Origin of the sequence: Pseudomonas fluorescens (assembly GCF_902497785.1) — a bacterium.
GTDB classification, from domain to species: Bacteria; Pseudomonadota; Gammaproteobacteria; order Pseudomonadales; family Pseudomonadaceae; genus Aquipseudomonas; species Aquipseudomonas fluorescens_BO.
Genome location: NZ_CABVHK010000027.1, coordinates 17,687 through 30,982 on the forward strand (window position 1 = coordinate 17,687; position 13,296 = coordinate 30,982).

Sequence of the window (13,296 nt, forward strand, 5' to 3'; positions counted from 1 at the left end):
CACAAGGAAATGTGGATGTTCAGTCCTTTCACGTCAGTCGTTTCGGCGGGTCACTCATGAACCATCCCGCCAACCTCGCGGCGGCGGCCGCCTCGAAAACCGCCATCGGCTCTCCCGGTGCCTGCCCGCTGCGCAAAACCCATGTGCAACTATTGCCGTTGCGTTATGGACTGGTGGAAAAAAACCTCGACCCCAGCGCCAAACTCAAGCTGCCCTATGCGCTGATGACCCGCCCGCTGGGCATCCGTTTACTGCGCAACGGCTGGCTGTACGTCATCGACAGCGTTACCGGTCACCTTCACGAATATCAGCTCGTCGACGGACTGGTCAGCGCCCTGCTGCACAAGGGCGCCAAGGTTGATGGCGACCGACGTACGCCCATCGAGGAGCGCCCGGCGCTCATCTTTTCAAGACGCAGCACCTTGTTTGTGGCCTTCGCCGAAGTGCCGTGGACGGCGGCGAAATGCGCGCAAGTGCTCGACAGCCGCGAGGAGCGCGAGCACTTCATGCAGCTGGTCGATCTCGGCCCGGTGAATTGCGAAACCGGGGGCGCGCACTTGCTCACGGTCGCGCAAGGCAAGCAGTGGCTGGCGGAAATTGCGACCGCTCCCGCGCAGCAAACGCAGACCGCACAGGATCGCGCCGAGCACGCCGCCGAGTCGCCGCCGGACGCGGTTTTACTGCCGACAGTGCACGTCAGCGACGCTCCCGAGTACGAACGAGAACCCTATTTATGGGAGCAGCCGCGACGCTTTCGCGACGCTCACATCGGCGAATTGCTCGGCCGGGTGCGCGGGCCTTATCAGGACGACACGCTGTTTCTGGTGGTGCAGGATGACCTCGGCGTGCTGCGCGATCTGGCCGAGTATCAAGACACGGTGGTCGGCTGGGTCGATGACTGGAGCAACGCCGACAGCAACGAACGCGATTACCTGCTGGCCTGTTACATCGAATCCCTGAGCCGGCTCAGCGCCGCAGATATCGGTAGGCTGGCCAAGGCGGACGCCAGCCCGACCGTGCAGGCCTTGTTCGCCGATCTGGAACAGTTGCCGGAACCGGACCGGGAGCAGACCCGCCAGGCGCTGCTGGATTATTTGAACAAGGGCGGCAAGGTCGAGCCGGCGGACACGCCGGCGCCGCCGGAGCTGGAGCAATTGCGCAAGGACGCGCGTGCCGAAGCGTTGAAATTCGCCAGATACCAGGGCGCCATGCCCGACTTCAGCGCTCAGGGCCGCGCCAGCGACAAGGCCGACCGCCGTTACTACACGCGTCAGCATTTCGAGGTGGCGCCGGACGATTTCGTCGAGCGTCACCTGGACACCTTGATCAAACTTGGCCAGGAGCAAGACAAACGCATCATCGATGTGCTCGAGGGCTCGAGTTTCGGCGGCAAACGCGGGGTCAACGATTTCATCGACCGCCCGGCGATGGACGCGGCGCTGGCGCAGCATCGCGACGACCTCAGCCGCTGGAACCGCAAGCTCGAGCGCATCACCGCCGACCGCACGCAGCTTGTGAGTGCCGGTCGCTTTCACCGTTCGGCCTGGTACTACGACGCGCAGGATCAACAGCAACTGCATCAGGCCTTCGCCACCGAATACGCCTGCCTCAAGGACATCTGCCGCAGCGACCACGCCAGCCAACGGCTGCTCGATTATCTGGAGCAACACCCGGAACTGACCCGGCCGCTGTTCTACACCTTGCCTTTGCGCGTGCAGCCCGAACTCATGGCGCAGTACACCACGGTGTTCAACGCCGGCCGCGGGGTGTTCAACAACCTGCCGCACTGGCTGGCCGCGCTGGAGAAAATCGAACAACCGCACCTGCCGGCACTCGACGACTTGCCCGATCTCACCCGTGTCATCGCGGACGCTGCCCAACACAGCCTCAGCCCCGCGCTGAACCTGGGCCTGAGTCGGGCGCTGGAAGGGTTCGACCTGACGGGCGAAAAAATCCCCGACCTTGACGAACTGTTCCGGCAACTGCCCAAGGCCTTGTCGGCACGCATCCTCGACGCGGCAAAAACCACCGGCGTGACCTTCACCGTCGCCAGCCCGGCGGAACACGCGGCGCTGCAAACCAACCTCAAGGAACTGCTCAGCGAACGCGACTACCTGAAAACCCTGACCCGTGAACGCAACCAGATCACCCACAACAAAAACCGCCAGGGCCACAAGACGGCACGGGCGGTGGAGTTGCAGGGCGAGATCGTGCGGGTGCGCGGAGAGTTGACGCGGCTTGAAGGGCGACTGGCCGGGGCGATCAGTCCGATTGCGGAATTGCCGGATCAATCGGTGCGGTTGTATGGCGCGACGCAGGCTCGGGCGGGGGTGACGGCGGTGTTTCCGCCGGCGCAGCAGTTGGAGGTGCGGAGTTTGCTGAAGGATATTCGGATCGGGGTGAGTTCGGTGCCGAATGGGAAGTTGATCAAAAGCGAAGGGATGGGGTTGTTGGTGTTTTTGGTGCAGGGGGTGAATTTGGTTTCGGTTTATCGGGAGATGATGAATCAAACGAAAAACCCCAAGCAACGCGCCGCCTTCTTCTCCGCATTTGCCGCTACGGGTGCAGCAGGGTTTACAGCGGCGCAAAGTCTGGCAGATACAGCGTTAAAGGCGCGAAGCACGGAACTCGTCGCGGGTCTTCAGCACCACGCACTTCAAAACGTGCATGTACAGATGGGGAAGATGCATGTTGGTTTGGGTTTCTTTACCTACATTTTTGGTTTTGCAACGTCAATGTACAGCCTCAGCGCCCAACAGCAAAAATGGCAGCAGGCGACACGTACCGGAGATAGCGCCGAACAGAGTAGTGCAGCGTTGGCCACATTGGGTGCGGGTGGTATGTCGGCTATGAATGCCTATGGCTTGGGTCATACCTTGCACGCGGGCTACACCGTATCTATAGCTAGGAACGCCGCGGCCAGAACAGCCGCTTGGGCCGCCGCGGGTACACGTCTGTCCACGGTGTTCTTTCGATTCAATCTTGCTGGCGCCATATTCACAGTGTTAGAGCTGGGCGGGACTTGGTTGTACAACCGCTACAACATCAGTGCCCATGACAAATGGCTGAAAACTACGCCCTGGAGTCTGGACACCGATAAACGCGGCAACTATACGCTGGATGAATATCAGCATTATTTGGGCTATTTGCTCAACGCCCCGTATGCACAACTAGGCCCGAACGAACATGACTCGTGGCTGAAAAACCTGCTGCTAAAAGCCAAGCCCAGCGACATACATCTGGTTCTTCCGAGGTTCAATCTCAGCGACTTTCAGCCGCCTCTCAGCGGTAAATCGACTTACCGTCTAGGCATTAGTGCCCGACGGCATTCCGTCCCCCTCCACAGTCGAGGTGTGCCACAGGAGCGTACAGACGTCATCAGCGATGAGGTATTGGCCAGCCTGCGCATCGTGCAGGCCGCGCCCGATCGGCTGGTGCTGTGTCTGCAATACCCCGTGAATTTTGACGCCGAGTTTACCCCGGCATCTGAAACGTTAGAGCTGGCGGTCTGCGTCGAGACTCTGAGCGCCAACGGGGTCTGGGAGCCACGAACCCAAGTCATTCGAATCAACCCACGCGGTGTGGGTCGTTTCCCCGTACTGCCGCTTAAATCCTCCAGCGAGCACCCACCGTTGTTGCTGGTTGAAACCCATGTACTGGAGATGGCCGACCATGCCCACCAAGAGTGATATTTCAATGTCTGACCCGGCTACCGAGCAGTCTCGCAACGCCGGAGATATCGATCCGTTTCCCAGCGGCAGGATAACTTATCTCGCGCCTTTACCCTTGCCGACAACCATGCCGCCTTATGGTCCTCATATCGGGGGGTTGAATGATGTTTACATGGATTTTGGGCTCGGATCACCCCAGGTGTTTATGTGGCAAATGACGCTAGGTGGACCATTCAGCGGCACTTTTATGCTCGCTTTTCTACCTCCACTACTAGCTGGGTTTCTCGGGGTTGTTTTCGGTTACAGCTGGGTAGAAATCCGGGACTCGTTACTCGGCGTGTATGAAGAAAGCTATGGCTACGCGCTAGTAACAGGCTTTAGCTCCCTACTCATCGGCCTAGGCGTCTGGCACCACAACCACAAAAAACGCCTCTCCATCATCCCCACCCGCTTCAACCGCCAGCGCCGCGAAGTCTGCTTCATGCCCGAAGGCGCCACCGAACCCCTCTTCGTCCCCTGGGAATCCCTCTCCGCATGGGTCATCGAAGCCCAGGGCGCCACCCAGTACGGTATCCACCGCCAATACGGCATGGGCATCGGTTTCCAGCACGGCGAAACCCTGACCAGCGTCGAATTCCCCTGCTTCGGCCTGCCCATCGCCATCAGCCACTGGGAAGCCATTCGCGGCTACATGGAATACGAAATCCACGACCTCAAATCCATCCAGGACCTGCAAGACTTGCAAGGCCCCGACGACCCGCCGGATGAAGGCCTGCATACCTTCCACAACGCCCGCGCGCGGATGCATCAGCAAATTCGCGACGGGCAGCGCAACCGGATCTCGGGATTTTTCTGGTACCTGTACCACGTCATGACGCTGTGGACGATTCCCAACCACCTGGTCGAATGGGAAGTCCGCCGCCTTCAGAAAATGGCCCCGCAGGCTATGCCCGAAGTTATGCAGCAATGGTCCGAACCGTTGCCGAAAGAGCAATGGGCGAAGCCGAGTGAAGAATTGCTGCGTATGAGCGAGCAGGTCCGCCAGCTGCACAAACGCCAGCCGCGCCGGCCGATTACCGAGGTTTTTGCTGAAGTGTTGCGACCAGGTTCGACGGAAAAACACAGTGTATGAGCATTTGCCCAACGAGCTTAGCTCCGCGCTCACTCGCAGCAACGGCGATCAAGATTGCCTGATTTTTTTGTAGGACAACCCCCAAAGCACTCTTCAGAAAATACCCCCAAGGCCGATGGTTAGGCTGCATGCCGCTTTCTATCCCTGTCCATCGGTGCTTTCCCATGTTCAACAAACGCTTGAAGCAAGAGTTGTCGGCTCTTCGCGAAGAACTCTCCAGCCTTCAGCAAGTGAAGGAAAGTCTGGAAAGCGAAATGATGGTCCTGAACCTTGAGCCCGACGGGCGGATTCAATCGGCCAACCCGAACTTCATCAGCGAGATGCGCTACAAGGGCAACGAACTGATCGGTCGGCAAATCGAAGACATCGTGCCGGCCCATGTTAAATCCGATGAGTTTCATCAGCGCTTCAAGGCTGCACTGACGCGTGGCGAGCACTTCGCGGGTACGGTGCGTCTGGTGCGTGGAGATGGCCAGGAGGCCTGGCTGCGTTCGATTGTGCAGCCGGTGCGCTCGTCGGACGGACGAATCAAGCATATTTCAATTTTTTCCAGCGACCTCACCCGTACCATCGAGGCGTCCCGTGAGCACGAGAACCTGATCGGCGCGCTGGTGCGTTCGACGGCGGTGATCGAGTTCGATCTCAACGGCAATGTGCTGACGGCCAACGACCGGTTTCTCAACGGCATGGGTTACAGCCTGGTGCAGATCAAGGGTAAACATCACCGCACTTTCTGCGAAGCACAGGAATACAACAGTGCCGAGTATCAGGATTTCTGGCGTCGCCTCAATAGCGGTGAGTTCGTGGCTGGCCGCTTCAAGCGCGTCGACAATCACGGGCGAACGGTATGGCTGGAAGCGTCATATAACCCGGTGGTGGACGCCAACAACACGCTCTACAAAGTGGTGAAGTTCGCCACGGTGATTACCGATCAGGTCAATCAGGAGCAGGCCGTCGCCGAAGCGGCCAACATTGCCTACGGTACGTCGCAGCAAACTGACCAGAGTGCCCAGCGCGGCACGGCCGTGGTGACTCAGGCAGTGAACGTGATGCGCGATCTGGCCAGGCACATGCAAACCGCCGGCGAAGGTATCGAAGCGTTGAACGAGCAATCGCTGGTGATCGGCACCATCGTCAAAACCATCAGCGGCATCGCCGAACAGACCAACCTGCTGGCGCTCAACGCGGCTATCGAAGCCGCCCGTGCCGGCGAGCAAGGCCGTGGCTTTGCGGTGGTCGCGGACGAGGTACGGCAGTTGGCTTCGCGCACCAGCCAGGCCACCGATGAAATCGTGTTGGTCGTGCGCCAGAATCAGGACATGGCCCGCAATGCGGTGGCGCTGATGACCGACGGCAAGCTCCAGGCTGAACAAGGGCTGGCGCTGGCGGCGGAGGCGGGCACGGTGATTGTCGAGATCCAGGACGGAGCGCAGAAAGTGGTGAATGCGGTGGGACAGTTTGCCAATCAACTGTCGACTTGATCCCTGAGCTTTAAAAGATCGCAGCCTGCGGCAGCTCCTACAGGAAATACACCCTCGTAGGAGCTGCCGCAGGCTGCGATCTTTTCATGCGCGTTTACCTGGCGGCTAAACCCAGATGTCATTCTCAGCCGTGCGCTCGCCACCCTTGCCGCCGGTGTTCAACACACCCCGGGGTTCGATCAGCAGGAGTTTCACCTCCTGCTCAGCGAACGGTTTGTGTTCGACGCCCTTGGACACCACATACATTTCGCCGGCGTTCACCAGCACGTGGCCATCGCGAAAATCGATGCGTAACTGACCTTCGAGCACGATGAAGGCTTCGTCGGTATTGAGGTGGTCGTGCCAGATGAAATCCCCCAGCACCTTCACCACCTTGAACTGATAGTCGTTCATTTCAGCGATGACCCGAGGTGTCCAGTGCGGGCCTATCCGGGAGATTTTGTCGGCGAAGTTCAGGCTTTCGTAGGCTTTCATGAAACGGTTCTCGTGGTCGGTCGGGAAACCACGTTAGCCACCGATCCGGCGTGTTTCTTGAACGATTGTGCGTGGCTCAGCGGCGGTGCATTTTCATCCAGCGCGCTGGCGACAGGCCGTAGGTTTTGCTGAACTGGCGGGTCATGTGGCTCTGATCGGTGAACCCGGCGATCAGCGCGGCACTGACCAGCGGCTGACCCTGCATCAGTAGCGAACGGACCAGGTCCAGGCGACGCATGGTCAGGTACCGATAAGGGCTGGTACCGAACAGTAGGCGAAAATCCCGCGACAGGCTCCAGCGATCCCTGCCGCTGTGGTGCGCCAGGCCTTCCAGGGTTACGGTGCGATCCAGTGCGCTGTGGATGTATTCACGCGCACGCTCCGCTGCCACGTAATCGAAACTGGACCGCGAGGGCGGTACTCCGCCTGCGCTGTTCAAGGCTTGCGCCAGATCGAACAGGGCGTCTTGTTCTTCCAGCGGTTCGAGGGGGCAATCAAGGCTGCGCAGCAGCACTTCGGTGGCGGCGAACAATCGTGGATCGGTTGACAGCCCGTCCTTGATGAACGGCAGCGGCTGACCGCCGAGCACCTGCTGGATCAGCGCCGGTTCGATGTACATCATCCGGTAGTGGAAACCGCTCTCCGTTCCGGCCTCGCCATCGTGGACTTCGTCCGGGTGCAACACCATCGTTGCGCCGGGCAGGCTGTGGCGCCAGCTGCCGCGGTATTGATAACTTTGCACCCCGGCCAGGGTGTGACCGATGGCGTAGGTGTCGTGGCGGTGCAAGTCGTAGCCATGACCGGCAAAAAACGCCTCAAAACGCTGTAGCCCGGCGACATCGGGGGCGCGGTGGAACCAGTCGTTGTGCGGTTGATGCCTGGCCATGGTGCTCGCTGTCCCGGACGGATGCCGAATACGTTAACCCAGTAGCCGGTCGTCTGTCTTCTGGCCGATGGATGACTCTGCTTAGTGGAAAATCGAAGGCAAATGTTGCACTGTGTTGCCCAGTCGCTAACGGCCACAAGGCGCGGGTTTACGACCGTTCGCGAAAATGGCTGGATCGTTTTTCCGGCAGTTGCTATCTGCTGTTCGGTGCGAATCTGCTGGCCAATCGTTGAGGAATTTCTGAATGAGCAAACTGCGGGTAGGGATCATTTTTGGCGGCCGTTCGGCTGAGCATGAAGTGTCGTTGCAATCGGCGAAAAACATCGTCGACGCGCTGGATCGATCGCGCTTCGAGCCGGTGCTGATCGGTATCGACAAGCAAGGCCACTGGCACCTGAATGACCCGTCGAACTTCCTGCTGAATCAGGAAAACCCGGCGTTGATTGCCCTCAACCAGTCGAACCGTGAACTCGCCGTGGTGCCGGGCAAGGCCAGCCAGCAGTTGGTGGAAACTTCCAGTCAGGAACTGCTGGGGCATGTCGATGTGATCTTCCCGATTGTTCACGGCACGTTGGGGGAAGACGGTTGCCTGCAAGGGTTGCTGCGCATGGCAGATTTGCCGTTTGTCGGCTCCGACGTGCTCGGTTCGGCCGTGTGTATGGACAAGGACATCAGCAAGCGCCTGCTGCGTGATGCCGGGTTGGCGGTCACGCCGTTCGTGACCCTGACTCGCGCTTCGGCGAAGCGCACTGGGTTCGCCGAGGTCCAGGCCAAACTGGGTCTGCCGCTGTTCGTCAAACCGGCGAATCAGGGTTCATCGGTGGGCGTGAGCAAGGTCGCCGATGAAAACGAATACCGGGCGGCGGTCGAACTCGCCTTGGGTTTCGATGAGAAAGTGCTGGTCGAATCCGCCGTCAGCGGTCGCGAGATCGAATGCGCGGTGCTCGGCAACGAAGACGCCATCGCCAGCGGCTGTGGCGAAATCGTGGTGCGCAGCGGGTTTTATTCCTACGACAGCAAGTACATCGACGCACAGGCCGCGCAAGTGGTGGTTCCGGCTGACATCAGCACCGAAGCCAGCGAACGCATCCGAGCCCTGGCCGTCGAGGCGTTTCAAGTGCTCGGCTGCTCCGGGCTGGCGCGGGTCGATGTGTTCCTGACCGACAGCGGCGAAGTACTGATCAACGAGATCAACTCGCTGCCCGGTTTCACCCGCATCAGCATGTACCCCAAGCTGTGGCAGGCCACTGGCATGTCGTACAGCGAACTGGTCAGCCGGTTGATCGAGCTGGCACTGGAGAGGCACAAGGCGCGGCGGGATTTGAAGATTTCCCGATAGGGTGTCTGACCAGCGAAAAGGTAAAGATCAGACCTGCTTCACAGGCTTGATCAAACTCTCGGCGGGTATGCCGAACAGATCATGTAGTTTCCAGATCATGGGTAGCGTCAATGCCCGCTTGCCATTCAGCACTTCATACACCCGATTTGTCCGGCCAATGGCGGGCGCAAGGTCTGCGGCGGACAGGCCAGACTGCTCCATCCGAAATTTGATGGCATCGATCGGATTGGGCAAATCGACAGGAAATTGCTTCGATTCATAGGCTTCAATCAGCGTAATCATAATGTCGAAGTAATCACCCTCGGGGGTGCCAGGCTCTGGTTCATTGTCGAACAGCGCTGACACGCCCTTGAGGGCTGCACGGTAGTCCTCGTCGGTGTGAATCGGACGTATGTTCATGGGTTACTCCATCTCGACGGTATTAGCGTCGACTGCGTCGTACTGTTTGTGAGTGCCGACAAATTTTATGTACACGGCGCCGAAGCGATAGGCCACAGCGACGACTAACCGAAAGTCATTGCCCTTGACGTTGAATACCACTCTGCGGCTTTTGAGAATACTGACGGTCGCGAAGTGAGCTTTTATGTCCGCCGGTGATTTCCACTCGGCAATTCTGGCCTCGTCAATCCAGGCCAGGAATGGTTGTTCCGAATCCGGATACTTCTCCCAAAACCTTTTTAAATGGCTGATAGCGATGATTCTCATGGCACGATCCTAGTCCCATGATGGGACTGATGCAAGTCTGAGGAGATAGTCGGGGTGCGAGTTCAGTTCCTTTGATCAGGTCTCGCTGACAGCTTTTTTGATAGGCCGAGCGTGATAGGCGTCGGGAAATCGAACTTCAAACTCTACCTTGGAATCCTTTATTTGCGTGTAGGAAAAGGCTGTGCAATTGGGGCGATCAGGATGGGTTTTCCATAAAAAAAGGCCTACCACCCGGTAAGCCTTTCTCAAATAGGCAGTAATCAATCCCCTAACGCTTCCCCTTCACGCCGTGGATCCGCGCCACCCACCAGCGACACGTTCCCTTGCGCATCCTTGACCCGGACAATCGCTTGAGTGCCGCTGGTCATGTCGATCTCGTTCACGCTGTGCCCTTTGTCCTTCAACGCCTGAATCAGCCCAGCGCTGAACTGCCCCCGTTCCAGTTCGGTCGGGCCGTTGCGGCTGCCGAAGTTCGGGAGGCTGATGGCCGTTTGCGGGTCGAGGTTCCAGTCGAGCAGGCCGATGGTGGATTTAGCGACGTATTCGATGATCTGCGAACCGCCGGGGGAGCCGAGGGTGGCGAGGAATTCGCCGCTCTGCCGGTCGAAGATCAGAGTGGGGGCCATGGACGAGCGCGGGCGTTTGCCGGGTTCGACGCGGTTGGCGACTTTCTGCCCGTTTTCTTCGGGGATGAATGAGAAGTCGGTCATCTGGTTGTTGAGCAAAAAGCCTTGAACCATCAGGTGCGAGCCGAACGCCGATTCGACGGTGGTGGTCATCGAGACCGCACTGCCGAGGTCATCGACCGCCACCACTTGCGAGGTGGAAATGCGCAGCGGCGAGCGGTCGGGTGCGAAGGCGACCTGAATCCCCGGCGGCGTGCCGGGCCTGGCCACGCCCATGCTGCGATCACCGATCAAAGCGGCGCGGCTGGCCAGGTAGGTCGGGTCCACCAGGCCCTTGACGGGAACGGGCACGAAGTCGCTGTCGGCGACGTACTGCGCGCGGTCGGCATAGGCCAGACGCTCGGCTTCGGCGATCAGGTGCACGGCTTCAGGGGACGGTTCAACGCCCGCGGAATGGGCGCTCTTGACTGGCTTCAACGGCACGAGGTTGTAGCGCGGGTCGCGGGTTTCCAGTGCCTGCAAGGTGCCGAGGATTTGCGCCACGGCGATGCCGCCCGATGACGGTGGCGGCATGCCGCAGACCTGCCAGCGTTTGTAGTCGGTGCACAGGGGCGCGCGTTCCTTGGCGGAATAACCGTTGAGGTCGTTCAGCGACAGGCTGCCGGGGTTGGCGTGGCCCTGAACCTTGGCGACGATTTCCTCGGCGATGGGGCCTTTGTACAGCGCGTCGGCACCTTCCTTGGCGATGCGACGGAACACGGCGGCCAGTGCCGGGTTTTTCAGCTGGGTGCCGACAGCCTTCGGAGTGCCGTCGGCGTTGAGGAAATACGCCATCATGTCTGGCGAACGCTGCATCGACGAATCCGAGGCGATCAACAAGTTCAAGCGAGGCGAAATGGGGAAACCTCCCTCTGCGAGTCTGATCGCCGGTTCAAACAACTGCGCCCACGGCAGTCGCCCGTGTTTCTGATGGGCCAGTTCAAGTGCCCGCAACACGCCGGGCGTGCCCACGGAGCGACCGCCGATTTGCGCTTGGGTGAACGGCATCGGTGTGCCGTCGGCTTGCAGGAACAGTTTCTCCGTGGCGCCGGTTGGTGCCGTTTCCCGACCGTCATAGGTGCGCACTTGCTTGCCATCCCACAACACGATCAGCGCGCCACCACCGATGCCCGATGACTGCGGCTCGACCAGCGTCAACACCGCTTGCATCGCAATGGCCGCATCGATTGCCGAACCGCCCTGACGCAGCATCGCACGTCCGGCTTCGGCGGCGAGCGGATTGGCCGCTGCGGCCATGTGTTTCGAGGCGTGCCGGGCTTGCACGTCGGTGCGATAGCCCGAAGCGGCTTCCGGTGCCGTCGGCAACGTCGAAGCGGGCGGCGCGTTGCACGCGACAAGGGTTAATGCAGAGGCAATCAGCGAAAACGCTGACAGGCGAAAGCGGTTCAAGTGGAAGGCTGAAAACACGCGGTGGCACTCCGTCCGTGGGAAAGGATCAGGGGACTTTATCGGCCGACCGGGGGCGACGCAAACGGCGGGGCGCTTTTGTCCTTCATCCGTTGAAGAATTTTCTGTAGGGTCGAGGGCAACAGCCAGGCCAGAAAATCAACAAGAGGCAGACATGCACACCGACTTTCCTACCCAGCCCAGCTACAGCGCCCAACGGGAACAGTTTTTGGCGGCGGCGAACGCAGTCGGCGCGACGCTGACCGAGTACCCGCACCCGCTACGCGGGCCGTTTGGAGAACCTTTGAGCACCGACGTGGCCGTGCTCGGTGACCCCGGCGCCAAGCGTTTGCTGATCGCGCTAAGTGGCACTCACGGCGTTGAAGGCTTCTATGGCTCGGGTTGCCAGATCAAGTGGATGCAGGCGTTGGGCAAGCGCGCATTGCCAGCCGATGTCGCGGTGGTGTTCGTCCATCTGATCAATCCCTGGGGCACGGCGTGGCTGCGTCGGGTCAATGAAGACAACATCGACCTGAACCGCAATCACCTGAACTTCGAACGCCCGCTGCCTGACAACCGGGCCTACGCCGCGCTGCATGAAATCTATGCCTGCACCGAGTTGAAAGGCCCCGAGCGTGATCGCACCGATGCTCTGCTCGACGAACAGATCCGCGAACACGGATGGCCGGCGCTGATGTCGATTGTCGAGGGCGGCCAGCACAGCCATCCCGATGGTTTGTTTTATGGCGGGCGGGCGCCGAGCTGGTCGAACCGCACCCTGCACCAGATCCTTCAGAAACACGTCGCTCACGCCGAAGTCGCCATGTGCTTTGACTTGCACACCGGTGCCGGGGAATACGGCCATCCGATGTTGCTGACCATCACCGAGTCGGCCTATCCGGCACTGCCGGAGGCGCAGGCTGTGTATGGACCATGGCTTTACACACTGCAGACCGGCACTGCTACGCTGAGCGAAACCGGTGTCGCCGCAACGGCGACCGGCTACACCTCGCAGGCGCTGATCGACGCGTTGCCGCAGGTGCGGCTCATGCCCTTCGTGATCGAGTGCGGGACTTATCCGGGGGCTGGCGTTCATCGTCATTTGCGCGATGACCATTGGCTGCATCTGCACGGCAATCCCGGAGATGCAGTGGGGCGCGAAATCAAATTGAATCTGCTGGAGCAGTTCTATCCCGCCGACAGCGACTGGCAGGCGATGGTCTGGCTGCGTACCTGGCAGATCTGGGAGCGGGGGTTGTCGGCCATGGGTGCCTGACAGGCAGCTTGGTCCGACTCACGTTTTGTTGAGGCTACTCCGCCCCTTCGCCAGCAAGCCGGCTCCTACAAAAAAAATGCATAAAAAAACGGCCTACCTTTCGGTAAGCCATTTTTAGTACTTGGTGGCTACACAGGGACTTGAACCCCGGACCCCAGCATTATGAATGCTATGCTCTAACCAACTGAGCTATGTAGCCAAGTGGCGCGCATTATTCGCGGGAAACGAATATGCGTCAAGCGCTTTTTTAAAAAATTTAT

Annotated in this window: 9 protein-coding genes, 1 tRNA gene and 2 pseudogenes; 6 read left to right on the forward strand and 6 right to left on the reverse strand. The window is 59.7% G+C overall.

What is annotated here, in order from left to right; translation table 11 throughout:
* Positions 1-56 precede the first annotated feature (56 nt).
* From F8N62_RS29450 to F8N62_RS32425, 4 genes and pseudogenes are all read left to right on the forward strand, one after another.
* Positions 57-3,689, forward strand: a complete 3,633-nt coding sequence (locus F8N62_RS29450; RefSeq protein WP_150713929.1) for a toxin VasX — start codon at positions 57-59, stop codon at positions 3,687-3,689.
* Positions 3,673-4,803 (forward strand): DNA-binding protein, encoded by a 1,131-nt coding sequence (locus tag F8N62_RS29455; protein WP_224791429.1) that lies wholly within the window; start codon positions 3,673-3,675, stop codon positions 4,801-4,803. The genes F8N62_RS29450 and F8N62_RS29455 overlap by 17 nt, the downstream gene beginning before the upstream one ends.
* 257 nt (positions 4,804-5,060) lie before the next feature.
* Positions 5,061-5,696, forward strand: a pseudogene (locus F8N62_RS32420) (PAS domain-containing protein); the annotation flags it as partial.
* 153 nt (positions 5,697-5,849) lie between these two features.
* Positions 5,850-6,284: pseudogene (locus tag F8N62_RS32425) on the forward strand (methyl-accepting chemotaxis protein); the annotation flags it as partial.
* A gap of 105 nt (positions 6,285-6,389) precedes the next feature.
* On the opposite strand, the gene F8N62_RS29465 reads toward F8N62_RS32425, so the two are convergent.
* Positions 6,390-6,758, reverse strand: a complete 369-nt coding sequence (locus tag F8N62_RS29465) for a cupin domain-containing protein (RefSeq protein WP_150713931.1) — start codon at positions 6,756-6,758, stop codon at positions 6,390-6,392.
* 76 nt (positions 6,759-6,834) lie between these two features.
* Complete coding sequence (locus tag F8N62_RS29470; RefSeq protein WP_150713932.1) at positions 6,835-7,644, reverse strand: AraC family transcriptional regulator; 810 nt, start codon at positions 7,642-7,644, stop codon at positions 6,835-6,837.
* A 244-nt stretch (positions 7,645-7,888) separates the two neighbouring features.
* Between F8N62_RS29470 and ddlA the strand changes: the two genes are divergently transcribed.
* Positions 7,889-8,983 carry a D-alanine--D-alanine ligase gene (gene ddlA, locus F8N62_RS29480; RefSeq protein ID WP_150713933.1) on the forward strand — a complete coding sequence of 365 codons (1,095 nt, stop codon included), beginning with the start codon at positions 7,889-7,891 and terminating at the stop codon, positions 8,981-8,983.
* Positions 8,984-9,010: 27 nt separating this feature from the next.
* Here the strand turns inward: ddlA and F8N62_RS29485 are convergent, their stop codons facing one another.
* The 3 genes from F8N62_RS29485 to ggt form a co-directional block, all read right to left on the reverse strand.
* Positions 9,011-9,382 (reverse strand): helix-turn-helix domain-containing protein, encoded by a 372-nt coding sequence (locus F8N62_RS29485; protein ID WP_150713934.1) that lies wholly within the window; start codon positions 9,380-9,382, stop codon positions 9,011-9,013.
* Between the two features lie 3 nt (positions 9,383-9,385).
* Positions 9,386-9,688 (reverse strand): type II toxin-antitoxin system HigB family toxin, encoded by a 303-nt coding sequence (locus F8N62_RS29490; RefSeq protein ID WP_150713935.1) that lies wholly within the window; start codon positions 9,686-9,688, stop codon positions 9,386-9,388.
* A gap of 260 nt (positions 9,689-9,948) precedes the next feature.
* Entirely contained in the window at positions 9,949-11,781 is a 1,833-nt protein-coding gene (ggt, locus tag F8N62_RS29495; RefSeq protein ID WP_150713936.1) for a gamma-glutamyltransferase, read from the reverse strand.
* A gap of 154 nt (positions 11,782-11,935) precedes the next feature.
* On the opposite strand from ggt, the gene F8N62_RS29500 reads away from it, so the two are divergent.
* The gene (locus F8N62_RS29500) at positions 11,936-13,036 is read left to right on the forward strand and encodes a DUF2817 domain-containing protein (protein ID WP_150713937.1); all 1,101 of its coding nucleotides are present in this window, start codon (positions 11,936-11,938) and stop codon (positions 13,034-13,036) included.
* 122 nt (positions 13,037-13,158) lie between these two features.
* On the opposite strand, the gene F8N62_RS29505 is transcribed toward F8N62_RS29500, so the two are convergent.
* Positions 13,159-13,235: transfer RNA gene (locus F8N62_RS29505), tRNA-Met, on the reverse strand.
* Positions 13,236-13,296: the final 61 nt, after the last annotated feature.